A 24,019-nucleotide genomic window follows, 5' to 3' on the forward strand; every position below is an offset into this window, starting at 1 on the left:
GACACGGTAGGGAATCGTCGGGCGCGGGCCGTCACCCGCTGCGGGTGAACACGAACTGTGCGCGCAGGCGGAGGATGTTCCGCTGTTGCGGTGTGAGGATGGCGAGCACGCTGTTCACGTCGGTCCCGGTGGGCGACAGGGCGTAGCAGGAACTCGCTTTCACACCGCCCAGGTAACTCACGTTTCCTGAGGGCCTTCTTCAGGCGACCATGGAGGTTTCTGTGAATGGTTCCACCGGTCCCCGCAGATACCGGCCGACGGGCCCCTCGTCCAGTGCGAGCGCCTTGGTGATCACGGTTGCTCCGACGATGATGCCGCACGCGACGAACATCCAGCCGATCGCGGTGAACACCAGTCCGAGGGCACCGAACTTGGCCTCGGCCTCGGCGACGGTTCGGGGGAGGACGATGTTGCCGGCGAGTCCCAGCGCGGCCAGGCCGGTGGCGGTGATCACCCCGGTACACCACAGCACGCGACTCGACAGGCGCCGTTCGGTGAGCAGGTAGGGAACCAGCGCCCACTGGCCTGTCCACACCGCGAGCTGCGCGATCAGCACCAGTGATCCGCCCAGGTACGGCACGCCCTGCAGGATCTTGGTGAATCCGATCAACGCGGCCGACGCCGCCACTGCCAGCAGGACCGCGACCCACCGCCACCAACTCGACACCTTCAGCGTGGGCACGTGCCACGCCCGCCCGTACATGCGGCCCAGTGCGCGGGCGAACGACGTGCCACTGAGCACCACCATCAGCAGACCGATGATGCCGAACGCTGCGAACGTGGGTTCGGTGGGCTCGAAGCTTCCCGGTGCCAGATCGATGGATTCGACGTCGATGCCGAACTGGGAGAAGAATCCCTTCGTGGCCGTGTCACGGTGGCCGATGGTCGACGCCGCGATCACCACCGGCAGCACCGACGTGAAGGACTGCGCGGCCAGCGTCATCGACCGGTCGGCCCACTCGATGTCGATGAAGCCGGTCAGAATCCGTTGCACGGTCCGGCCGGGCGCGGTGCCGCGCAGCCATCCCTGCGCGGTTTCGGAGCGGGCGGCGAGTGCCTCGCGCGCCAATGCGACGTTGAAGTTGGACGACCGCACAACATCCCTCCGGGCTCGACGGGCGGCCGGCGCGGCCGGTCCCGTTGGACTGCCGACAGCGTAGGCGACTCGGGCGATCATGGCGGACAGGCGAATCGGATGACGTCGTCGAGTCGGCGCGGGCGCAGTACGGTGACGGTTCGCTCTGCCGAGACCGCCGGAGGAGCCGTTGAAGGACGTGGAGCACCCGGACGCCCGTGCGATCGCGCGCGAGGCGGCCCTCGCGGTGCTCGTGGGCGTGGCTGCCGCCGCGATCCCGATCGCCGTGTTCGAGGCGGTCCGCGTCGTCGCCGAGGTGCTGTACGTCCGTGTCCCACACGCCCTCGGGTTCTCGGGCGATGCCCGGTGGTGGATCCTCGTGGTGCTCACCGCGACCGGAGTCGGCGTCGGCGCGATCGTGTGGCTCGTACCCGGGCACGGCGGCCCTGACTCGGCGACCGCCGGCCTGATCGGCCCGCCGATCCCGTTGTCGGCGTTGCCGAGTCTGCTGGCGGCGACGGTGCTCGCGCTGGGCGCGGGAGTGAGCCTCAGCCCCGAGAACGTGCTGATCTCGGTGAACGCCGCGCTGGCGGTGTGGGTCGTCGCCCGACTGCGGCCCGCCGTCGCCTCGCGGCGGGTGATCGTGCTGGCGACAGCGGCGACGATCGGCGTCCAGTTCGGCACTCCGATCGCGGCGCCGCTCGCGTACCTCGAACTGACGGGGCGGCCGGTGCGGGGCAACCTGTGGGACGTCGTCTTCACGCCGTTGGTCGCGGCCGGGACCGGCACCGTCACGATGGCGGTCCTCCGCCGGCCGGTGCTGACGATCGACGTGCCCGGGTCCTGGTCGACGACGCTGCCGAACGTGCTCGGCGGCGTCGCGATCGCCGCCGCCACCGCGCTGGTCGTGCTCGGCGTGGTATCCGGATACCGGGCCCTGCACGCGCTGTTCCATCGCGTTCGCAACCCCGTGCTGATGACCGGTCTGGGCGGCGTCGTACTGGGTGTCCTCGGTGCGCTCGGCGGTCCGCAGGCCATGTTCAAAGACGGCGAGACCATGCGGTCGCTGGTCGCGGCCGCACCGGAGACGTCTCTTCCGCGTCTCGTGGTGGTCGGGTTGTGCAGCCTCGCGGCCTTCGCGGTGGCGGCCGCAAGCGGCTTCCGCGGTGGACGTGTCATCGCGTCGGCCGTGCTCGGGGTGAACGCGGGCCTCGTCGCGCACGCGCTGGTCCCGTCGGTGCCGGTGACACTCGCGGTGGCCTGTGCCGTGCTCGGGGCGGTGGTGGTGGCAGTGCGCAGTTGCTGGCTCGGGATCTTCATCCCGGCCGCGATGGTCGGCTCGGTGGCGGTGCTGCCGGTGCTGTGCGTCGCGGTGCTGCCGGTGTGGCTGCTGGCCGTGCACCGGCCGGGCATGACGATTCGTCCCGCTCGCCCGGAAGCGCCCGGAGTCTCCGGATAGATCCGGGAAAGTGGGAGGGCGACGGTCGGTTCCGGCGTACCGTCGGGCGGGCGTGCTCCGGTAGGGCGACCACGGGGAGTGTGACGTGTGATGAGCGGACGGATGTCGAGGCGCGCCTTCAACCGCGGGCTCGCGTGGACCGCCGGGGCGCTCGGTGTGGGGGCGGCCGGGATGGCCGCGGTGCACGCGCAGGACATCGGCGACTTCGGCAACATCGACCCGGCGCGCCCGCTGCTGTTCGCGTCGCCGAGACTCACGCCCTTCGTCGACGAGCTGCCACGGCTGCCGGTGCTCACCGGGCCGCAACTGGAACTGCGGGCCGCGAGCACGACCCATCGGTTCCACCGCGACATGGCCCCGTCGCCGGCGCTGGCGTACGGCGGCATGGAGTATCTCGGACCCACGGTCGAGGCGCACAGCGGCGAGCCACTGACCGTCGCGTACCGCAACGAGATCGGCGTCCACCCGCTGGCCGCGGACTTCGACACCACCCTGCACGGTGTCACCGAGCAGGACCGGACGTCGGTGCCGACGTCGATGCACCTGCACGGCGCGGTCACGGCCCCCGAGCACGACGGTCACCCGGCGTACCTGCAGCGCCCCGGTCAGGGACACGTGCACCGGTATCCCAACGGCCACGAGGCGACCCAGCAGTGGTACCACGACCACGCGATGGGGATCACCCGTCTCAACGTCTACGCCGGCCTGGCCGGGATCTTCCTGCTGCGCGACCAATTCGACACGGGCGCAGGTGACAACGCGTGGGGTCTGCCGTCGGGCGAGTTCGAGATCCCGCTGATCCTGCAGGAGAAGGTCTTCACCGCCGACGGACGGCAGAGCATCCGCGCGACCCCCCTCGTGCCGCAGGGCCGCTGGGACGGTGGCACCCCCGGCGACGTCGGTGTGGTGAACGGCAAGATATGGCCGGAGCTCGAGGTGGCGCGGGGGATGTACCGGCTGCGGATCGTCAACGCCGCGTCGTTCAGTGTCTGGAACCTGTTCTTCGGCAACCGGATGCGGTTCTGGATCCTCGGCATGGAGGGCGGCATGCTGCCGGCGCCGGTGCCGTCGACCCGGGTGCGGCTGGCGCCCGGGGAACGGGTGGACCTGCTGGTCGACTTCGCTGCACTCGGGCCCGATTCGACGGTGGAACTGTGCAACGACGAACCGCCGCCGCTCGCGGCGTCGCAGCGCGGGGCACGGGCGATGCCGCTGTTCTGCCGGTTCCGGGTGGCCGCGGGACGCGGATTCGCGGGTGCGGTACCCGAGACGCTACGTGGGGGAGCCGGGCAGCCGGCGGACCTCGAGCCGGTGCCGACGCCACAGGTGCGGCGGACGGTCACGGTCATGCAGCTTTCCGATCCGTCGACCGGCAGCGCGTTGATGTCGCTGAACAACCTCACGTTCGGGGACGCCGACATCGAGATGCCGCGGCAGGGCACCGTCGAACAGTGGGACATCGTCAATGTGGCCCCGGAGCCGCACCCGATTCACCTGCACCTGGTCAACTTTCGGGTGCTCGGCCGACAGGATTTCGACCAGCAGCGCTACATGCAGCGCTATCCGGTGCCGCCGGTCGGCACCAAGTGGGCGCCACCCGTCGACGAGTTCGTCACCTCGCCGCTGGTGCCGCCCGAGCCGTGGGAGTCGGGGCGCAAGGACACGGTCGTGGCGAATCCGGGGACGGTCACCCGAATCGTCGCGGCGTTCCCCACCGCCGCCCGGTTGGGCTTCGACCCGGACGCGACGTTCGGTGTGGGGCAGAGCGCTGCACCGGCGCCGCCGGAACCCGACCACACCGGTCACGGGCAGCCCGCACACGCCCCGGCACCGGCCACGTACGGTCCGCTGCAGGGCTACGTGTGGCATTGCCACATGCTCGACCACGAGGACCACGACATGATGCTCGGTTTCCGCACCGTCGCGGAGTGACCGCGGCCGATGCCGGGACTCCCGACGCCGGACTGATTCGAAGTCTGTCAATATTGAAGGATGTCGATACAAGAGTCCGGCGTGGCGTGCTGCCCGCCCCTCGGGAGGCAACCGCTCTCGGAGAGCCGGGCGGGTGAGCTGGCCCGGATGTTCAAGGCGCTCGGCGACCCGGTGCGGCTCCGGATGCTGAGCCTGATCGCCGGCCACGCGGGCGGGGAGAGTTGCGTCTGCGACATCTCCCCGGCGTTCGACCTGTCCCAGCCGACGATCTCCCATCACCTGAAGGTGCTGCGGGAGGCCGGTCTGCTCGACTGTGAGCGTCGCGGCACGTGGGTCTACTACCGGGTGATCCCGTCGGCGCTGGCGCGACTCTCGGACGCGCTGTCGCCCGAGTCCGGCGTCGTCGAGGGCTCGGTCTGCGCGCCGGTCGACGCGGTGGCCGTGGAGGTGGCGCAGTGACCGAGACTTCCGCGCCGCCGGCCGTCGTCGGCAGGCTCTCGACGCTGGACCGGTTCCTGCCGGTGTGGATCGGCGTCGCGATGGTCGCCGGCCTGCTGCTGGGACGCATGATTCCGGGGCTCGGTGACGCCCTCGGCGCCGTCGAACTCGACGGCATCTCGTTGCCGATCGCGCTCGGCCTGCTGATCATGATGTACCCGGTGCTGGCGAAGGTGCGCTACGACCGCCTCGACACCGTCACCGGCGACCGGAAGCTGCTGCTGGGTTCGCTGCTGCTGAACTGGGTCCTCGGCCCGGCGCTGATGTTCGCCTTGGCCTGGATCTTCCTCGCCGACCTGCCCGAGTACCGGACCGGGCTGATCATCGTCGGCCTGGCGCGGTGCATCGCGATGGTGATCATCTGGAACGACCTCGCATGCGGCGACCGGGAGGCCGCCGCAGTGCTGGTGGCGCTCAACTCGGTGTTCCAGGTGCTGATGTTCGCCGTCCTCGGCTGGTTCTACCTGTCCGTCCTGCCGGGCTGGCTCGGGCTCGAGCAGACCACCATCGACACCTCCCCGTGGCAGATCGCGAAATCCGTATTGATCTTCCTCGGCATCCCGCTGCTCGTCGGCTTCCTCACCCGACACTTCGGCGAGAAGGTCAAGGGTCGCGCCTGGTACGAATCGACGTTCCTGCCGAGGATCGGCCCGTGGGCCCTCTACGGTCTGCTGTTCACGATCGTGATCCTCTTCGCCCTGCAGGGCGAACAGATCACCTCGCGGCCTATGGATGTCGTACGAATCGCGATCCCGCTGCTGGCGTACTTCGCGATCATGTGGGGCGGCGGCTACCTCCTCGGCGCCGCGATGGGACTCGGCTACGAGCGCACCACCACCCTCGCGTTCACCGCGGCGGGCAACAACTTCGAACTCGCGATCGCAGTCGCGATCGCCACCTACGGCGCCACCTCCGGGCAGGCGCTCGCCGGCGTCGTCGGCCCGCTGATCGAGGTCCCCGTCCTCGTCGCGTTGTCTACGTCTCCCTCGCGCTGCGCAAGCGCTTCGATCGAACTGCGCCGGCAAATACGTCGGCGTCGAAGGAGTAGCGGAACCATGACCGTGCCGAGTGTGTTGTTCGTCTGCGTCCACAACGCCGGCCGCTCCCAGATGGCGGCGGGGTTCCTCGACCACCTGTCGGGCGGTCGGATCGAGGTCCGGTCCGCAGGCTCGGAGCCTGCAGGGTCGGTCAATCCGGCCGCGGTCGCGGCGATGGCCGAGGTGGGAATCGACCTCTCCGCTCAGAGCCCGAAGATCCTCACCGTCGAGGCGGTGCAGGCGTCGGACGTGGTGATCACCATGGGCTGCGGCGACACCTGCCCCGTGTTCCCCGGAAAGTCTTACCGTGACTGGGTTCTCGACGATCCCGCGGGTAAGGGCGTCGACGCCGTCCGCCCCATACGGGACGAGATCCGTTCCCGCGTGGAGACGTTGATCGCCGAGCTCCTCCCGTAGGCGGAACCCGGCGATGGGTCGTTCAGCAGCAGGATGATTCGTCGGGCGAGGACTCGGTCCCGGTGGCGGTTCCGCAGCACACGCCGCTCCCGGGTGCGGTGTCCGCGAGTAGCTGCGGGCTGGTGCCGAACGTCTCGGAGTCGGCGAGCACGGTATATACCTCCCACTTCTCACCGGCGGGCCCGGTGACCCACACCTTGTCCTGGGTGGCGAAGCAACAGGTGGTGCCGATCTCCTCGTCGGTGAACAGACCCTCGCCGGTGAGGCGAGCGATCTCCGCGTGCACCTTCTCGCTCGATTCGACCTCGACGCCGAGGTGGTTGATCGTGCCGCCCTTGCCGGGGTTCTCGAGCAGGACGAGCTTCAGCGGCGGTTCCGCGATCGCGAAGTTCGCGTAACCGGGCTTCAGCTTGGCGGGTTCGGTGTTGAAGAGTTTCGAGTAGAAGGTGACCGCTTCCTGCAGGTCGTCGACGTTGAGTGCGAGTTGTGCGCGTGACATGACAGCCTCCGGCTATGCGACATATATCGAATTGCTTGCATCTTCAGGGTGCCACCTTTTCGACATAAGTCAAGGAACTCCGGTAGGGTTGTGATCATGCCGAAGGCCTTGCCGATCGTCGACGTCAGCGCACCGATCTGCTGCGCACCGGTCTCCGCGGCGCCGATGGGTGACGACGCCGCGCTGCAGGTCGCGCTGCGGTTGAAGGCGCTCGCCGACCCGGTTCGGATCAAGCTCGTGTCGATCCTGCTCACCACCGACGGTGGCGAGGTCTGTACCTGCGACCTCGCCACCGGGGTGAACCTCGCGGAATCGACCGTGAGCCACCACCTGGGGCAACTGAAGAAGGCCGGCATGGTCGAATCGGAGCGCCGCGGCATGAACGTCTACTACCGGGTGCGCGGCGAATCGCTCGACGCGCTCCGTCTCGTGCTCGATCCGAACTGTTGCGGCGAGTCGCGATAGCCCCGTTCGATCCGGTGTTCGCCCTCTCGTTCGGATACCAACACGCTAACGAATCTGGATATGTGTGTGAATCGGTGACGAGGGTACGAATACTGGTCCGGCAGTGCGGTTGAAAACTGACAGCCTGGGTAATCGACGGCGCGGGTCGCGTACGGAAGACGGTGCACGGCTCGGTTCACCCGTCGACGGGACAGAGAGGACCCTCGATGAGCCCGACGCCTGCCACACCCTCGCGGCGCGCGAGGTAGCGCCGTGCCGACCGACGAAGAACGCAAGCTGGGAGTCGAAGAGGAGTTCCATCTCATCGACGCGAAGACCCGGCGACTGGTCACACGCGCACCGGAACTGCTCGAACGCCTTCCCGGGGACGTCTACGTCGAGGAACTCCAGCGCTGCGTCGTGGAGGTCAACAGCGGGGTGTTCACGCACCTGGCCGACCTCCGTGACGACCTGACCCACCGGCGGCGAGTCCTCGTCGACACGGCCGCCGAACTCGGCGTCGGAGTGGTGGCCTCGGGGGCGGTGCCCCTCGCGGTGCCCGCCGAGATGGAGGTCACCGAAACCCCACGGTATCGGCGGATGCTCGCCGACTATCAACTCTTGGCCCGTGAGCAGCTGATCTGCGGTACGCAGGTGCACGTGGACGTGGCGGACCGCGACGAGGCCGTGCGGATCGCCAACCGTGTCGCCCCGTACCTACCGATCTTCCTCGCACTCAGCGCGAGTTCGCCGTTCTGGGCCGACGGCACCGACACCGGATACGCGAGCATGCGATCTCTGGTGTGGAGCCGCTGGCCCACCACCGGACCGGCGGCGCCCGTGAATTCCGCCGCGGAATACGACCGGCTGATCGACGACCTCGTCGGGAGCGGTGTGATCGAGGATCCTGGGATGGTCTACTTCGACCTACGCCCGTCCGATCGATATTCGACGCTCGAGTTGCGGGTGTGCGACAGCTGCCCGTCCGTGGACACGATCGTGCTCGTCGCGGGGTTGTTCCGTGCTCTCGTCGATCGTGAGGCCGCCGCCCTCGAGGAGGGGACACCGCCGCTGCAGGTCTCGCCCACACTGGTTCGCGCGGCCATGTGGCGGGCAGCGCGTTCGGGTCTCGAGGGCGACCTGGTCGATGTGGAGGCTGTCGAGCCGCGCCCCGCACCGCAGGTGGTCGAGGGCCTGATCCGGTCGCTGCGACCGCACCTCGAGTCCACCGGCGATTGGGACGTCGTCTCCGAGCTGTCAGCCATCACCCTGCGGGTGGGAAGCTCGTCGGCACGGCAGCGCCGGGTCCTGCGCCGGCGGGGGCGCCTGACCGACGTCGTGGACCTGCTGGCGGCCGAGACCGCCTGCCGCCTGGACCCGGAGACATGCATCGACGACGCGGCGCCGGCTGGAGGCTCGACGAACTCGTTGCGGGGCGGCGGCGGGAAGGACACCTGGACCGTGACCGGGCCGTTCGACGCGGCCATCTCGGGCGACCGGCGCTGACAGCCCAGGAGGAGTTGCCGGACATGTGTGGCATATGCGGTGAGCTGCGCTTCGACGGGACGACGCCCGACGTGGCGGCGGTGTCCCGGATGACCGACGCGATGGTGACGCGCGGGCCGGATTCGGCGGGCGCGTACGCGCAGCAATCGGTGGCGTTCGGCCATCGCCGGTTGTGCATCATCGACCTGTCCGCGCGGGGCGGTCAGCCGATGATTGACAGCGAGCTTCGGTTGTCGTTGGTGTTCAACGGCTGCATCTACAACTACCAGGAGCTGCGCGCCGACCTGCAGCGGGCCGGATACCGGTTCTTCTCGACGGCGGACAGCGAGGTGGTGCTCAAGAGCTTCCACCGCTGGGGTGCGGACTGCGTCCACCGGTTCAAGGGTATGTTCGCCTTTGCTGTGCACGAGATCGATTCGGGCGTGGTGACTTTTGTCCGCGATCGCCTGGGCATCAAACCTCTGTACTTCGCCGGTCGGCCGGGCCGCCTGCGGTTCGCCTCGACCGTGCAGGCGCTGCTGCGCGGCGGCGACATCGACACCACGATCGATCGCGTGGCTCTGCACCACTACCTGAGCTTCGCCGCGGCCGTACCGGCACCGCACACCATGTTCGAGGGCATCCGCAAACTGCCGCCGGCGACGATCCGGGTGGTGCAGCCCGACGGCACCTCGACCGAACGGTGCTACTGGGAACCGAGATTCGAGTCCTCACCCGAACGGGTGTCGTGGACGCCGGCGCAATGGCAGCAGGCCCTGATGGACTCGCTGCGCACGGCTGTGGCACGCCGCATGGTCGCCGACGTGCCCGTGGGGGTGCTGCTCTCGGGGGGTATCGATTCCAGCCTGCTCGTGGCCCTGCTGGCCGAACAGGGGCAACGGAACCTCGCCACGTTCAGCATCGGATTCGATTCGGCCGGAGGTGAATCCGGAAACGAGTACTACTACTCCGATCTGGTGGCGCGGACCTTCGGCACCGATCACCAGCAGATCCACATCGATCCGTCCCGGCTGCCCGCGGCGGTGCCGAGGACGGTCGAGGCGATGAGCGAGCCGATGATCAGCCACGACTGCGTGGCGTTCTTCCTCCTGTCGGAAGAGGTCGGCAAGTCCGTCAAGGTGGTGCAGTCCGGCCAGGGCGCGGATGAGATCCTCGCCGGCTATCACTGGTATCCCCCTCTGATCGGGGTGGCACGGGAACAGTCGGCCGAGGCCTACGCCAAGGTGTACTTCGACCGCACCCACGACGACATCGCGGCGCTGGTCGACCCCGACTACTGCCTCGATCACGACGTCAGCTCGGAATTCGTCGCCCGGCACCACAGTGCGCCGGGTGCGGACACCTCCGTCGATGCCGCGCTGCGCCTCGACACGACGGTGATGCTCGTCGAGGATCCGGTCAAACGGGTCGACACGATGACCATGGCATGGGGTCTCGAGGCCCGCGTGCCGTTCCTCGATCACGACTTCGTGGAGCTGGCGGCCACCTGCCCGTCGGAGCTCAAGCTGGCGGGCGACGGCAAGGGCGTGCTGAAGGAGGCGAGTCGTGCCCTGCTGCCGAACCAGGTGATCGACCGGACCAAGGGGTACTTCCCGGTCCCCGGTATACGGCATCTCGAGGGTGACGTCCTCGACCTCGTGCAGGACGCGCTGCGCGGGCGCAGCGCCCGCGAGCGGGGCCTGTTCCGGCCGGAGGCGCTCGGCGCGCTGTTCGCCGCGCCCAACGACATCCGCACCGCCCGCGGCGCGAACACCCTGTGGCAGGTGGGTCTGCTGGAGATGTGGCTGCAGGCGATGGAGCGGCTGTGACTGCCCCGGAGCCGTTGGAAAGACAAGGCAGACAACACATCCGATTCACGTCCGGCGCATCTGTTTCGCCGGATGCGACCGGATTCGCGCACCTCGTCGACGACGGGGGCTATCCGTGGGCCGTACAGCGATTCCTGTCGGGCAGGCACGGCAGCACCGACCGTCGGGTGGAACTGCCCGTGCCCGGACCGGTCACGCGGATCGTGCATTCGGCGGACAGTCAGTGGCTCGCATGCCAGGTCGCTCCCCACGGCGGCAACCGCACGCAGGTGTGGGTCGTACGAACGGACCCGGCGGACCGCTCGGCCCGGCTCGTCGGGTCGCGGCACGCGGTCTCGACCGAGCTGATCGGATGGGACGGGAATAGGTTGGCGCTCACCGCAACCGACGAGGGGGGAGTGGCTGAGGCGCGGCTGGTCGATCCGCGCACCCAGGACACCGTCGTGCTCGACCGCCGCGTCGGCAGCTTCCTCGTCGACGCGTGGGCTGGATCGGCGCTGCTGCGGGTGGGCCCTCGTGGGCACCGCGAACTGCTGCTGCACCGCGCCGACGGCAACCGGATCCCACTGCTGCCGACGGACTTCGGTTCGACCACCGACGCGGGCGTCATCCTCGACGACCACCGCATCCTCGGGGTACTCGGCCAGCACCGGTCGCCATGGGCGTCGAGCGAGGGCGAGCCGGACATCTACGTCCGCGCGCTCGTGCGCAGCGACAACGGTGCGGAGTTCGCGCGGTTGCTGGGCGTGGCGGTCTCCGAACGCGGCGTCTCCTACCGGGTTCTCGCCGAGCGGGACAACTGCGGCCTCGACGAGTTCGTCGTCAGCGACGATCACAGCACCGTTGCCCTGCTGTGGAACTACAAGGGTCTGAGCGAGCTGCAGATCCTGCATCTCGCGGACGGAACACTCGATTCTCCGATCCGGCTGCCGGGGCTGGTGGCCACGGAGCTGAGTATCAGTGCCGACGGCTCGTTGCTCGCGGTCACGGTGCAGGGCCCCGGGATGCCGCCGTCGGTGGAGATCGTCGACCCGCGAACGGGCGAGTGGGGTCCGGTGGAACCGGCCCGGACCCGGATCGCCCGGGCCGACGCCCCGATGCTCGCCGAGTTCACCGCGCGCGACGGATTACCCCTGACCGGGTGGCTCTACCGGACCGCCCGGGACGGTCCCGGTCCGGTGATGCTCTGGTTCCACGGCGGACCGGAGCTGCAGGAACGCCCGGGATACAGCGACTACTTTCCTGCGCTCGTCGAGGCCGGCATCACGGTCTTCGCGCCCAACGTGCGTGGCTCGGGCGGATTCGGCCGCACCTTCATGCACGCCGACGAGCGGTACGGCCGATTCGCCGGCATCGACGACGTGGCGGACTGCGTGCGCTACGTCGTCGACAGCGGAGTCGCCGACCCCACGCGGATCGCATGCGCCGGGCACTCGTACGGCGGGTACCTCACACTGGCTGCGCTCACATTCCACCCCGACCTGTTCGCCACGGGCATCGCCATCTGCGGCATGAGCAATCTCGAGACCTTCTACGCCGACACCGAGCCGTGGATCGCGGCCGCCGCCTACCCCAAGTACGGGCATCCGGAGCACGATCGGGAACTGCTGGCCGAACTGTCGCCGATCCACCGCGTCGACGCCCTGAAGGCACCCGTTCTCGTGGTGCACGGCGCCAACGACACGAACGTGCCGGTCAGCGAGTCCGAACAGGTGGTGGCATCCGTGCAGGCCCGAGGCGGGGTCGCCGAGCTCCTGTTGTTCGGCGACGAGGGCCACGACATCGTCAAGCGTGAGAACCGGGACATGCTCGCGAGAACCATGGTGAACTGGCTGACGAGCAGGCTGGCCCGAACCGACGCCCCGGTGTCGGCGATCTGATGGGGGTGGCGCTGAAGGATGCTCATAGACCACGACCGGCTGGTCGCGTGGCGGCGGGATCTGCATGCGCACCCCGAACTGTCGTTCGCGGAGTTCCGAACGACCGCGCTGGTGCACGATCACCTGCGTTCGCTGGGCCTCGATCCGGTGGTCCTGCCCCGCGGGACCGGCCTGTGGTGCGACGTCGGGCCCTACACCCCGACGTCCGTCGCATTGCGGGCCGACCTCGACGCGCTCCCGTTGACGGAGACCACCGGGGCGCCGTACGCCTCCACCGTCGAGGGGGTGTGCCACGCGTGCGGCCACGACGCGCACACCGCGATGCTCCTCGAGGCCGCGACGGCGCTCGCGACCGAGCCTCCCGCACGGCGGGTGCGGTTGATCTTCCAGCCCGGTGAGGAGACCACCCCGGGGGGAGCCCTCGAGGTGGTCGCCGGGGGTGCGCTCGAGGGCGTCTCACGGATCTTCGCCCTGCACTGCGCGCCGCAACTGGAGGTCGGCAAACTCGCCACCCGGGCCGGCCCGATCACGTCGTCCGGTGCCATGCTCACGGTGCGGCTGTCCTCCGCGGGCGGCCATTCGGCGCGCCCACACCTGACGGGCGATCTGATCCATGCCGCGGCCGTGCTGGTGACCGGGCTGGCGTCGGTGCTCGATCGCCGCGTCGACGCCCGCACCGCCACCGTGCTGACGTGGGGCCGGGTCCAGGCCGGCCGGGTCGGCAACGCCATACCGGAGTCGGGCGAACTGGTGGGCACCCTGCGCAGCGCGTCGCATCGGACATGGGCCACGGTGGAGCCGCTGGTACGCCGCAGCGTCGCAGAGCTGCTCGCGCCCTACGGCGTCGACCACGAATTGGACTACGTGCAGGGCGTGCCGCCGGTGGTCAACGACCCCGAGGCAACCGGCGAGATGCTCTCCGCGATCGAGTCCGTGGTGGGTCTCGAGAATCTGGCCGAGGCGGGACAGTCGAGCGGCGGTGAGGACTTCGCGTGGTATCTCGAGCACGTCCCGGGCGCCATGGCGCGCCTGGGAGTCTGGGACGGAACCAGCCCGCGCCGCGATCTGCACACGCCCGACTTCGATCTGGACGAGCGAGCCCTCGAGTACGGGGTGCGCACCTTCCTCGCCCTCGCCTACGGCGGGTAGCCGACCCTGGATCCGTTCGGTCGGAAACACCGATTCCGGCGATGCGGCATGCCATGCTGGGCGGCGTCAACGCAGCGCGATCAGGAGGTCGACATGGGGTTCTACACGGATCGGATCGTTCCCCACCTGGTGAACGTCTCGTGTGGGAACTCGCTGACCGATGCATCACGGAAGCGGGCATGTGTGGGCCTTCACGGCCGCGTGATCGAGATCGGGTTCGGTTCGGGCCTCAACGTCCCCTTCTACCCGGAGGCCGTCGATTCCGTCAGCGCCGTCGAACCGGCCGACGAAGCATGGAGGCTGGCACGCAAACGTCTCGCCCACGCCCGCGTACCCGTCGAGCGGTCAGGGCTCGACGGTCAGTCACTTCCCTTCTCCGACAACACCTTCGACACCGCCCTGTCCACGTGGACGATGTGCACCATCCCCGACGTTCATGCCGCGTTGTGTGAGGTGCGCCGCGTCCTGAGACCCGGCGGCACCCTCCACTTCGTCGAACACGGACTCGCACCCCACGAGAAGGTTCAGCGCTGGCAGCGCCGGCTCGAGCCGATCCAGAAGGCCGTCGCCGGCGGCTGCCACATCACGCGCGAGATTCCCGACCTCATCCGAGCCGCGGGCTTCGAGATCCGTGACCTGGACACCTTCTACGAGAAGGGTGCGCCGAAGATCATGGGAGCCCTCTCGCTCGGGGTCGCGGCGCCCGCTGCCGGTTGAGCGCGGACACCGTCCGGGACCGATGCCGGTCGCGTCACACCCGGGAAGTGCGCCGGTCGCTCAGGTGATGGTCAGGGTGTCGCCGGACGTCGTCACCGTTCGAGGCTGAAGCGACTGCCGTGCCGGACCGCGGACAACGGAACCGTCTGCTGCGGAGAAACGGCTGTTGTGGCAGGGGCACTCGACGGCACCGTTGCGCACTCCCACCACCAGGCAGCCCTGGTGCGTGCAGACCGCGGAGAAGGCCTTGAAGACCCCGCTCTCGGGTTGCGTGACGACGATTTTGCTCGCAGTCAGGACGATCCCGCCCCCGACGGGGACGTCGGCGGTGGGCACCTCGATCGGACCACTGTCGGTCGCGCTCGCGTCGCCCCCGCTCGTTCCCGAACTGCAGGCAGCGGCGGCGAGGCCGCAGGCAGCGCACGCGGTGATCAGGAAGGCGCGCCTCGGAACCTCCGTCCGGGTATCACTCACGGACTACATCCTCACTTCGACGATCGGCCGCCGAAGAGCGGCGTAACGATCGTCCATCGCCTCCGGCGTTGCCGGACACTACCAGCGCGGGCGATCGTTCCGAATCCGTGGAGGCGAGAAAGCGGCAGAGCACACAATTGCGCTCTTCATCCGGTACGGGTGATGTGACGGCGAGCACTCGCCGGGCAGTCTGACCCTCAGACAATTCGCTGCAACGTGTGCGCCGGGGGACTGTCGCGCCGTGCCGACGGACGAGGAGATGGGTGATGCCGGATTCGAAGCCGAACATTGTGGTGATCTGGGGAGACGACATCGGGATCACCAATCTCAGCTGCTACAGCGACGGGATCATGGGATACCGGACGCCGAACATCGACCGTCTCGCCGACGAGGGGATGAAGTTCACCGACTCCTACGGTGAGCAGAGTTGCACTGCGGGCCGCGCGTCGTTCATCACCGGGCAGAGCGTCTACCGGACCGGGATGAGCAAGGTCGGGTTTCCCGGCTCCGACATCGGACTGTCGGCCGAGGACCCGACCATCGCGGAACTGCTCAAGCCGTTGGGCTACGCGACGGGGCAGTTCGGAAAGAACCACCTCGGTGACCTCAACAAGTTCCTGCCGACAGTTCACGGGTTCGACGAATTCTTCGGCAACCTCTACCACCTCAATGCGGAGGAGGAACCCGAGCTTCCGGACTACCCGCACGAGGATCTGTATCCGCGTCTGTACAACCTCCAGAAGCCCCGCGGCGTCCTGCGCTCATGGGCCATCGACGAGGACGATCCCACCGAGGACCCGAAGTTCGGCCGCGTGGGACGACAGAAGATCGAGGACACCGGCCCACTGACCAAGAAGCGGATGGAGACCATTGACGACGAGATCGCCGACGCGGCTGTCGATTTCGTCCGGCGCAAGCATGCCGAGGGCACGCCGTTCTTCATGTGGGTGAACTTCACCCACATGCACCTGCGTACGCACACCAAGCCCGAGAGCCTGGGGCAGTCGGGCATCTGGCAGTCGCCGTACCACGACACCATGATCGACCACGACAAGAACGTCGGGCAGGTGCTCGATGCGCTCGACGAACTCGGTCTGGCCGAGAACACGATTGTCATCTACAGCACCGACAACGGTCCGCACGCCAACACGTGGCCGGACGGGGCCACCACGCCGTTCCGCAGCGAGAAGGACACCAACTGGGAGGGCGCGTTCCGCGTCCCGCAGGTGATCCGTTGGCCCGGAAAGATCCCCGCGGGCTCGGTGTCCAATGAAATCGTCCAGCATCACGACTGGCTGCCCACTTTCCTCGCGGCGGCCGGCGAGGCGGACATCGTCGACAAGCTCGAGGACGGTCACACCGTCGACGACAAGACGTTCAAGGTGCACATCGACGGCTACAACCTGCTGCCGTACCTCACCGGCGAGGTCGACACGAGCCCGCGCCGCGGGATGGTCTACTTCTCCGACGACTGCGACGTGCTGGGTATCCGGTTCGAGAACTGGAAGATCGTCTTCATGGAGCAGCGGGCGCAGGGAACTCTCGGTATCTGGGCGGAGCCGTTCACCCAGCTCCGGGTCCCCAAGCTGTTCAATCTGCGAACCGATCCGTACGAGCGGGCCGACGCCACCTCGAACACGTACTGGGACTGGTTCCTCGACCACGACTACATCGCCTTCTACGGAACCGCGATCACCACCGCATTCCTCGAGACGTTCAAGGAGTTCCCGCCTCGGCAGGAGGCGGCCAGCTTCACGATCGACCACGCGGTGAGCAAGCTGCACGCATTCCTGGCGAGGGACTGATCGCCGTGGCTGACACCCTGGAATCGTGGGCGGATGGGGAAACCAGATCCGCCATAGTCGATTTCGTCGACCGAGTGACCGCGGAAACCGGCCCCGACTACGTCGAACCCGCGGCGCGTGTCGCGGTGTTCGACAACGACGGCACGCTGTGGTGCGAGCAGCCGATGCCGATCCAGTTGGACTTCACGATCCGACGGCTGGGCGCCATGGCGAAGGACGATCCGTCGTTGAGGTCACTGCAGCCGTGGAAGGCGGCGTACGAGAACGACACCCACTGGCTCGGCGCCGCCATGGTCAAGCACTACCACGGTGACGACGCGGACCTGAAGTTGTTGATGGGGGCGATCACTCGGGCATTCGACGAGGTGACGGTCGAGGAATACGACGCGCGTGTCACCGGATTCTTCGGGGACGCCGATCATCCGACGCTGGCTCGCCCGTACCGGGGCTGCGGATACAAGCCCATGGTCGAGTTGCTGCGTTACCTGGAGGCCAACGGGTTCACCATCTACATCGCCTCGGGCGGCGACCGGGATTTCATGCGCCCGATCGCCGGGGAACTGTACGGGGTGCCGCCGGAGCGGATCATCGGCAGCGCGTTGGGGATCTCCTACCGGGACGACGCGGGTCGCACCGACCTCCTCTACAAGGCGGCGATGGACTTCTTCGACGACGGGCCGGAGAAGCCGGTGCGGATCTGGAGCCGGATCGGTCGACGTCCGATCCTGTCGGTCGGCAACTCCAACGGCGACCTCCCGATGCTCGCGTTCTCGGAGCTGCCCGGAGCGCCGGCACTGCGGTTGTTGATCCACCACGACGACGGAGAGCGGGAATTCGACTACGTCGCCGGAGCGGAGGACGTGCTCGATCACGCGCGTCGCAACGACTGGACCGTGGTGAGCATGAAGAATGACTGGCACGAGGTGTTCGCTCCCGACACCGCTCGAGCATGAAGGGGTCTTGTGGACACCGTCGTCGTCACCGAACTCCGGCAGGTCCCTGCCCAGACCTTCACGATGGGCTCGGACCGTCACTATCCGGAGGAGGGGCCGGCGCATCGCGTGGCGGTCGACGCGTTCGCCATCGAGACCCTGCAGGTGACCAACGCCCAGTACGCGCGCTTCGTCGCGGACACCGGCTACGTCACCGTGGCCGAGCGTCCGCTGGATCCCGCGGAGTATCCCGGCGCGCCCGTCGAGAATCTCGTGCCGGGATCGATGGTGTTCGTCGGAACCACTGGGCCGGTGGATCTTCGACACCTCAGCCAGTGGTGGCGGTGGACGCCCGGAGCGTCGTGGCGGCATCCGGAAGGCCCGCGGTCCGGACTCGACGGCCGTGAGGACCACCCGGTGGTCCACGTCGCCCACGAGGACGCCCGGGCCTACGCCGAGTGGGCCGGACGCGCCCTGCCGACCGAGGCGCAGTGGGAGGCGGCGGCGCGGGGTGGCCTCGATCAGGCCGAGTTCACGTGGGGTGACGATGCGGAATCGGGGGATCAGCGCCTCGCGAACTTCTGGCACGGCGACTTCCCCTGGCGCGCGGACAGCGGGTACGGCGCCACCAGCGCGGTGGCGTCGTACCCGCCGAACCCGTACGGCCTGTACGACATGGCGGGCAACGTCTGGGAATGGACCGACGACTGGTACGGCGAACGGCACGGCGGCGGGCAGTCGTCGTGCTGCGTCCCGCGGAACCCGCGCGGGCCGGAGGCCGCGGACAGCTTCGATCCTCGGCAACCGCAGTTCCGGGTGCCGCGCAAGGTCATCAAGGGCGGCTCGTTCCTGTGCGCCGACAGCTACTGCCGCCGCTACCGCCCGGCTGCCCGGAGGCCGCAGATGATCGACACCGGCATGAGCCACATCGGTTTTCGCTGCGTCGCCGACTCCGAGTAGCCCGTGCCCGATCGGTGTCGCGGCGCTACCAGGTCCGGTCGCCGCGCAGGACCGCGTCGGCGCCGCCGTCCACGAACACCACCTGGCCGGTGACGTGCGTGTTCTCGGGTGAGGTGAGCCAGGCCAGCAGCGGGGCCACCTGCTCCGGGTGTGCGTGGCCGTGCAGCGGCATCGGGACCGCGCCGTCGATGGCGGCGCGGCCCTCGGGGATGTCGAGCATCGCCTGGATCATCGGGGTGACGATCGTGCCCGGCGCGATGGCGTTGAGAGGGATGCCCGCACCTGCCCACTCCGGGGTGATCGCGGCACGGCGCACCCAGCGCGCGATCGCGACCTTGGACGACGCGTAGACCTGCGCGCCGTCTCCCTGGGCCACGGCGGCGGCCGCGGCGTCCACGGCGGCAAGCTCATCGCCGGCAAGAGCGGCGTCGACAATCGCAGGATCGGACGGGTGCAGCGACGCGACGGACGAGATCACCACGGCGCGCGGATCGGTCCCGGCCGCGAGGAGCGGGCGCAGGCCCTCGAGGGTGGCGACCGCGCCGAAGTAGTTGACCTTGATCGTCAGCGGATCGAACAGTGCCACACCGGCGCACGCGACGACGCCGTCGAGTCGACCGTCGGTCAGTTCGCGGGCCTGCTCGACGAGGGCCGCGCGGCCCTCGGGGGTGGCCAGGTCGGCGGTGATGTCGGCGTCGCGCAGGTCTGCGCCGATCACGTGGGCGCCCTGCTTGCGCAGATACGTGGTGGTGGCGGCGCCGATTCCGGAGGCGCTGCCGGTGACGAGGAATGTGCGGGGCATGTCCTGCCCTTTCGTCTCGGGGGAAGGCTGGGGTCGATCGGGTCCTCATAGGTAGGCGCGCCAGTCTGTGCCAGATGGCCAGTTTGTGACACGCTGCTAGTGTGTGTCAAGACACATTCGGAGGTGATTCGTGGAACGCGACCAGCGTGGATTGGCGGAGCGTCGGCGCGAGGCGGTGCGGATGGACATCGCGGCAGCCGCGGCGAAACTGTTCATCGCCGACGGCTTCGACGCGACATCGGTCGAGGACATCGCAGCGGGCGCCGGGATCTCGGTGCGCACGTTCTATCGGCACTGCGAGGCCAAGGAGGACACGCTCACTCCGGTGCTCACCGCCGGCATCCGGGACTTCGCGGACTATCTCTCCGGCCGCCCCGGCGACGAGTCCGTGGCCACCGCGGTCCACGAGGCGTTCGTCGAGTGTCTGCGCCAGGATCGGTACCGCGAATTCGTCCCCACGCGTGAACTATTCGTCATCCTGACGTCCGTGCCGGGCATCCGGGCCCGGTGGATGGTGGCGGCCCACGACCTCGCCGACGACATTCGCCCCCACCTCGCGCAGCGGGCGGGGCTGGATCCGGTCGGCATCGAGGCGCGGCTGTTGTCGAACGTCCTCCTGGGCGCTCTCACTGTCGCGCTCGAGTACTGGGTGACGTGCGATCCGGACGACCCGGCCGGCCCGGCCGACGTCGGGCAGTTGGCGGCCGCGGCATTGTCGGTCCTGCGCCTCGACGTCGATGATTCTCCCCGAAAAGCCTGATTCTCAAACCCTTTCGAAGGCAGTTCGACAGTAGAAACGGAGACACCCCATGGATCGGTCACTGGTACGCAGCATCGTCGTCACGGCCGACGCGGACAGCGTCTGGGCTCACATCGGCGACTTCGACCGTCTCGGCGCGTGGCATCCCGCCGTCCCGTCCGCGGAGCTCGAGGGCGACCCGACGCAGGTCGGCTCGGTTCGCACCTTCTCGGTGGACGGCAAGGTCGTCGCGCGCGAACTCCTCGTCGCCCGCGACCCGGAGGCGCGCACCTACAGCTACCAGGTGCTCGACCCGATGCTCCCGATCACCGACTACGTCGCCACTCTCGCGGTCACCGCGCAGGGTGACGGATCCGAGATCCGTTGGAGCGCGCAGTACAAGTCGAACGACGATGCGGTCGCCACCGTCGAGCAGGTCTTCGGCGACGGCGTCTACGTCGCGGGCCTGCAGGCGGTGCAGGCGCACTTCGACGCCTGATCCACGTGAGATCGCCCGGCCCCGTCGTGTTGCCGGGGCCGAGGAAGAGCTGGAGGGTCCCTTCGCGCGCTGTGAGCGCACGAAGGGACCTTTCAGCTTTGGGAGTGGTGTCGTGTCAGCGGTGCCCGGTTTATCTGGATCTAGTCGTTCTTTTGACTTATTCCAGAAAAGGCGCATACTGGGGTCATGCAACAAGGAGAGCACGACTTCGACCCCCGCGCCCGGCTACGGGACGCGGGACTGCGGGTCACGGCTCCACGTGTTGCGGTTCTGAACACGGTTGCCGCCAACCCGCATTCGGACGCGGACGAGATCGCCACCGACGTGCGTCGTCAGCTCGGGTCGGTCTCGACCCAGGCGATCTACGACGTGCTCGGGGCCTGCGTCCGGGTGGGGTTGCTGCGTCGCATCGAGCCCGCGGGCTCGCCGGCGCGGTACGAGACCCGTACCGCGGACAACCATCACCACCTGGTGTGCCGCTCGTGCGGCACGGTCGCCGACGTGGACTGCGTCGTCGGCCACGCTCCCTGCCTGGAGCCCTCGGACAACCACGGTTTCGAGATCGACGAGGCCGAGGTCGTGTTCTGGGGTCTGTGTGCCGATTGCCGACACGATTCGGCGAAAACCGGGGCACGGGCCGATACCAGCTCACAGAATCAAGACGATGTGCCCGGATCGGGTGGGTCGATCACTTCGAAGACAGCCACAGCCCATCAGCGCCAAGGAGGCTTCGCACCATGACGTCCGCACAATCACGTCCGACGACGAACAACTTCGGAATCCCCGTCAGCAGCGACGACGAATCGCTGACCGCGGGGACGCAGGGCCCCATCCTCCTCCACGACCACTACCTGATCGAGAAGCTCGCGCAGTTCAACCGCGAGCGGGTCCCGGAGCGCATCGTGCACGCCAAGGGCGGCGGCGCATTCGGCCAGCTGGTCATCACCGGCGACGTCAGCAAGTACACCAAGGCGAAGTTCCTGCAGCCCGGCAAGACGACCGAGTCGCTGGTGCGCTTCTCCACCGTCGCCGGCGAGCAGGGCAGCCCCGACACGTGGCGCGACCCACGCGGTTTCGCGATGAAGTTCTACACCGAGGAAGGCAACTACGACCTCGTCGGCAACAACACGCCGATCTTCTTCATCAAGGATCCGATCAAGTTCCCCGACTTCATCCGCTCGCAGAAGCGCCTGCCGGGGTCGGGTCTGCGCGACCACAACATGCAGTGGGACTTCTGGACCCTGCGCCCGGAGACCGCGCACCAGGTGACGTGGCTGATGGGCGACCGCGGCATCCCGAAGTCGTGGCGGCACATGGACGGTTTCGGTTCGCACACCTACCAGTGGGTGAACGCGGCCGGTGAACGCTTCTGGGTCAAGTACCACTTCAAGACCGACCAGGGCATCGAGTTCCTCACCCAGGCCGAGGCCGACACCCTCGCCGGCTCCGACCCGGACTACCATCGCGCCGACCTGTACAACGCGATCGAGCGTGGTGAGTTCCCGAGCTGGACCATGAAGGTCCAGATCATGCCGGTCGCCGACGCGGAGGCCTACCGCTTCAACCCGTTCGACCTGACCAAGGTGTGGTCGCAGAAGGACTACCCGCTGATCGAGGTCGGCAAGTGGACGCTCGATCGCAACCCGGAGAACTTCTTCGCGCAGATCGAGCAGGCGTCGTTCGAGCCGTCGAACGTGGTGCCCGGCATCGGCTTCAGCCCCGACAAGATGCTGCTCGGCCGCGTCTTCTCGTACGCGGACGCCCACCGCTACCGCATCGGCACCAACTACGCCGACCTGCCGGTGAATGCGCCCAAGGCGCCCGTGAACTCCTACTCCAAGGAGGGCGCGATGCGGTACACGTTCAACACCGCCGACACCCCGGTGTACGCGCCCAACTCGTACGGCGGTCCGCACGCCGACCCGTCGGCCGCCGGTGACGAGGGTCTGTGGGCCTTCGACGGTCAGGCGGTGCGGGCCGGGTACATCCAGCACCCGGAGGACGGCGACTTCACGCAGGCCGGAACCCTGGTCCGCGAGGTGCTCGACGACGCCGCCCGCGAGCGTCTGGTGAGCAACATCGTCGGCCACGTCCTCGGTGGCGTGCGCGAGCCGGTGCTCGGCCGCGTCTTCGAGTACTGGAAGAACGTGGACGCCGAACTCGGCAAGAAGATCGAGGAAGGTGTGCGCGCCGGCCTGAAGTAGGCGGGTGACGAGGAAGGACCCGTTCCGGAGCGTTCTCGGAGCGGGTCCTTCGTCTTTCACTCAACGCGTCAAGGGAGCAGGCCCCACCAGTAGATGAGGGTCGCCGCCAGCCACAGAAGCAGAGTGTCCATAACCGCCTCCCGTGTCGGGTTTCGCCTCTATCATGCTCCCCGCCGTCGGCGTTGGACAACGGAGGCGATCCCGTAGACGATCACGGCGCCGAAGATCCAGGCCTCGAGGACGGCGATGCCGGCCGCGACGCCGTAGTTGTCGAAGTACGCGGCGCCGCGCAGCGCGCGAACGGTGACGCCGACCGGCAGGATGCCGGTGAGAGGTTCCAGCCATCCCGGGAGGAACTGCGCAGGCAGGATGCCGGTGCTGGTCGCGTTGCCGAACACCAGCAGGACCACGGCGGCGAGGAAGATCCCGACGGGTCCGAAGAGTTTGAGCAGGGCCGCCGTCGAGACACCGACGGCCAGCGCGAGCAGGCCGACGAGCGTGCCGGTCATGAGGAACGATGCCGGCAGGGCGTCGAAGACCGGCCCGACCAGCCAGGCCACCACGATGCTCACCAGGAAGGCGAACACCACCGCGCTCACGGCACGCCAGAGCGCGGGCAGGCGCGGGCCGGCCTGCATGCTGGTCAGACCGAACAGGAATCCGGCGAGCACCACCCCGAACGCGGCGTAGAACACGGACAGACCGCGGGAGTCACCCGCCGCCAACGGCGCGACGTCGGTCACCGTCAGTGTCGCCCCGGACGCCGCGGCAGCGGCGCCGAACGCACGCGTGAGTACCTCTGTGACCGGCGGCCCGTTCGCGCCGGCGACGACCAGCTCCGCGGTCGGGGTGCCGGACAGGAAGGCCCCGAACACCTCGTGCTTCTTCACCGCGTCGCGCGCCACCTCGGCGGAGTCGTAGGGGCGCACGTCGAAGGCGTCACCGTTCGCCGACGACTGCGCCTCCACCGCGGCCACGACCGGGGGCGGACCCACCACCGCCACCGGCAGGTCGTGCGGCTTCGGATCGTGGAACGCCGCGAGGAACACCGCGGCGAAGATCGCCCCGATCAGCAGCCCGACCAGCACTGGTACGACGGTGCCGCGTGCGATCGAACCATTGTCCGGTTTCGAGGCATTCGTTGACTGCGTCGACGTCGCTGCCATGGATCGAGTGTGCCCAC

General features: G+C 68.4%; 23 protein-coding genes. 17 read left to right on the top strand and 6 right to left on the bottom strand.

Features of this window, described 5'->3' with window-relative positions:
- Nucleotides 1–31: 31 nt before the first annotated feature.
- Nucleotides 32–181, bottom strand: coding sequence for a hypothetical protein (locus tag ABTV10_RS02270; protein ID WP_499032243.1), 150 nt, complete (start codon nt 179–181; stop codon nt 32–34).
- An 18-nt stretch (nt 182–199) separates the two neighbouring features.
- Complete coding sequence (locus tag ABTV10_RS02275; RefSeq protein ID WP_499032245.1) at nt 200–1,096, bottom strand: hypothetical protein; 897 nt, start codon at nt 1,094–1,096, stop codon at nt 200–202.
- A 178-nt stretch (nt 1,097–1,274) separates the two neighbouring features.
- Between ABTV10_RS02275 and ABTV10_RS02280 the strand changes: the two genes are divergently transcribed.
- From ABTV10_RS02280 to arsB, 4 genes are all read left to right on the top strand, one after another.
- Nucleotides 1,275–2,534, top strand: a complete 1,260-nt coding sequence (locus ABTV10_RS02280; RefSeq protein ID WP_499035117.1) for an ion channel protein — start codon at nt 1,275–1,277, stop codon at nt 2,532–2,534.
- Nucleotides 2,535–2,636: 102 nt separating this feature from the next.
- Nucleotides 2,637–4,466, top strand: a complete 1,830-nt coding sequence (locus ABTV10_RS02285; protein WP_499032246.1) for a multicopper oxidase family protein — start codon at nt 2,637–2,639, stop codon at nt 4,464–4,466.
- A 60-nt stretch (nt 4,467–4,526) separates the two neighbouring features.
- Entirely contained in the window at nt 4,527–4,925 is a 399-nt protein-coding gene (locus tag ABTV10_RS02290; RefSeq protein WP_499032247.1) for an ArsR/SmtB family transcription factor, read from the top strand.
- Complete coding sequence (gene arsB / locus ABTV10_RS02295; RefSeq protein ID WP_499032248.1) at nt 4,922–6,418, top strand: ACR3 family arsenite efflux transporter; 1,497 nt, start codon at nt 4,922–4,924, stop codon at nt 6,416–6,418. The genes ABTV10_RS02290 and arsB overlap by 4 nt, the downstream gene beginning before the upstream one ends.
- Nucleotides 6,419–6,440: 22 nt before the next feature.
- Here the strand turns inward: arsB and ABTV10_RS02300 are convergent, their stop codons facing one another.
- Nucleotides 6,441–6,917 (bottom strand): ArsI/CadI family heavy metal resistance metalloenzyme, encoded by a 477-nt coding sequence (locus ABTV10_RS02300; RefSeq protein ID WP_433609456.1) that lies wholly within the window; start codon nt 6,915–6,917, stop codon nt 6,441–6,443.
- 96 nt (nt 6,918–7,013) lie between these two features.
- Here ABTV10_RS02300 and ABTV10_RS02305 point away from each other — a divergent pair, with 96 nt between their 5' ends.
- From ABTV10_RS02305 to ABTV10_RS02330, 6 genes are all read left to right on the top strand, one after another.
- The gene (locus ABTV10_RS02305; protein ID WP_499032250.1) at nt 7,014–7,382 is read left to right on the top strand and encodes an Rv2640c family ArsR-like transcriptional regulator; all 369 of its coding nucleotides are present in this window, start codon (nt 7,014–7,016) and stop codon (nt 7,380–7,382) included.
- Between the two features lie 252 nt (nt 7,383–7,634).
- Nucleotides 7,635–8,867: a carboxylate-amine ligase gene (locus ABTV10_RS02310; protein WP_499032252.1), complete on the top strand. Its 1,233-nt coding sequence runs from the start codon at nt 7,635–7,637 to the stop codon at nt 8,865–8,867.
- A 23-nt stretch (nt 8,868–8,890) separates the two neighbouring features.
- Entirely contained in the window at nt 8,891–10,675 is a 1,785-nt protein-coding gene (locus tag ABTV10_RS02315) for an N-acetylglutaminylglutamine amidotransferase (RefSeq protein WP_499032253.1), read from the top strand.
- On the top strand, nt 10,672–12,555 hold the full coding sequence (locus tag ABTV10_RS02320) for an alpha/beta hydrolase family protein (RefSeq protein WP_499032255.1): 1,884 nt from the start codon (nt 10,672–10,674) through the stop codon (nt 12,553–12,555). The genes ABTV10_RS02315 and ABTV10_RS02320 overlap by 4 nt, the downstream gene beginning before the upstream one ends.
- Nucleotides 12,556–12,573: 18 nt before the next feature.
- Entirely contained in the window at nt 12,574–13,704 is a 1,131-nt protein-coding gene (locus tag ABTV10_RS02325) for an amidohydrolase (protein WP_499032257.1), read from the top strand.
- 93 nt (nt 13,705–13,797) lie between these two features.
- Nucleotides 13,798–14,421, top strand: a complete 624-nt coding sequence (locus ABTV10_RS02330; protein WP_499032259.1) for a class I SAM-dependent methyltransferase — start codon at nt 13,798–13,800, stop codon at nt 14,419–14,421.
- Between the two features lie 60 nt (nt 14,422–14,481).
- Here ABTV10_RS02330 and ABTV10_RS02335 read toward each other — a convergent pair whose 3' ends face one another.
- Nucleotides 14,482–14,895 carry a Rieske (2Fe-2S) protein gene (locus tag ABTV10_RS02335; protein ID WP_499032260.1) on the bottom strand — a complete coding sequence of 138 codons (414 nt, stop codon included), beginning with the start codon at nt 14,893–14,895 and terminating at the stop codon, nt 14,482–14,484.
- A gap of 266 nt (nt 14,896–15,161) precedes the next feature.
- Between ABTV10_RS02335 and ABTV10_RS02340 the strand changes: the two genes are divergently transcribed.
- The 3 genes from ABTV10_RS02340 to ABTV10_RS02350 all read left to right on the top strand — a co-directional run bounded on the left by ABTV10_RS02340 (nt 15,162) and on the right by ABTV10_RS02350 (nt 18,592).
- Nucleotides 15,162–16,700: an arylsulfatase gene (locus ABTV10_RS02340; RefSeq protein ID WP_499032262.1), complete on the top strand. Its 1,539-nt coding sequence runs from the start codon at nt 15,162–15,164 to the stop codon at nt 16,698–16,700.
- A gap of 74 nt (nt 16,701–16,774) precedes the next feature.
- A complete protein-coding gene (locus tag ABTV10_RS02345; protein WP_499032263.1) occupies nt 16,775–17,653 on the top strand; it encodes an HAD family hydrolase in 879 nt (292 codons plus the stop codon).
- A 9-nt stretch (nt 17,654–17,662) separates the two neighbouring features.
- The gene (locus tag ABTV10_RS02350; protein WP_499032264.1) at nt 17,663–18,592 is read left to right on the top strand and encodes a formylglycine-generating enzyme family protein; all 930 of its coding nucleotides are present in this window, start codon (nt 17,663–17,665) and stop codon (nt 18,590–18,592) included.
- Between the two features lie 25 nt (nt 18,593–18,617).
- Here ABTV10_RS02350 and ABTV10_RS02355 read toward each other — a convergent pair whose 3' ends face one another.
- Complete coding sequence (locus ABTV10_RS02355) at nt 18,618–19,394, bottom strand: SDR family oxidoreductase (RefSeq protein WP_499032266.1); 777 nt, start codon at nt 19,392–19,394, stop codon at nt 18,618–18,620.
- A 130-nt stretch (nt 19,395–19,524) separates the two neighbouring features.
- On the opposite strand from ABTV10_RS02355, the gene ABTV10_RS02360 reads away from it, so the two are divergent.
- The 4 genes from ABTV10_RS02360 to ABTV10_RS02375 all read left to right on the top strand — a co-directional run bounded on the left by ABTV10_RS02360 (nt 19,525) and on the right by ABTV10_RS02375 (nt 22,836).
- Nucleotides 19,525–20,154: a TetR family transcriptional regulator gene (locus ABTV10_RS02360; RefSeq protein WP_499032267.1), complete on the top strand. Its 630-nt coding sequence runs from the start codon at nt 19,525–19,527 to the stop codon at nt 20,152–20,154.
- 49 nt (nt 20,155–20,203) lie between these two features.
- The gene (locus ABTV10_RS02365) at nt 20,204–20,632 is read left to right on the top strand and encodes an SRPBCC family protein (protein WP_499032268.1); all 429 of its coding nucleotides are present in this window, start codon (nt 20,204–20,206) and stop codon (nt 20,630–20,632) included.
- Nucleotides 20,633–20,818: 186 nt separating this feature from the next.
- On the top strand, nt 20,819–21,373 hold the full coding sequence (locus ABTV10_RS02370) for a Fur family transcriptional regulator (RefSeq protein ID WP_499032270.1): 555 nt from the start codon (nt 20,819–20,821) through the stop codon (nt 21,371–21,373).
- On the top strand, nt 21,370–22,836 hold the full coding sequence (locus ABTV10_RS02375) for a catalase (protein WP_499032271.1): 1,467 nt from the start codon (nt 21,370–21,372) through the stop codon (nt 22,834–22,836). The genes ABTV10_RS02370 and ABTV10_RS02375 overlap by 4 nt, the downstream gene beginning before the upstream one ends.
- 161 nt (nt 22,837–22,997) lie before the next feature.
- Here the strand turns inward: ABTV10_RS02375 and ABTV10_RS02380 are convergent, their stop codons facing one another.
- Entirely contained in the window at nt 22,998–24,002 is a 1,005-nt protein-coding gene (locus ABTV10_RS02380; RefSeq protein WP_499032272.1) for a hypothetical protein, read from the bottom strand.
- Nucleotides 24,003–24,019 lie beyond the last annotated feature (17 nt).

It is taken from the genome of Paraburkholderia sp. RHO2, from assembly GCF_050955445.1.
GTDB classification, from domain to species: Bacteria; Actinomycetota; Actinomycetes; order Mycobacteriales; family Mycobacteriaceae; genus Prescottella; species Prescottella agglutinans_A.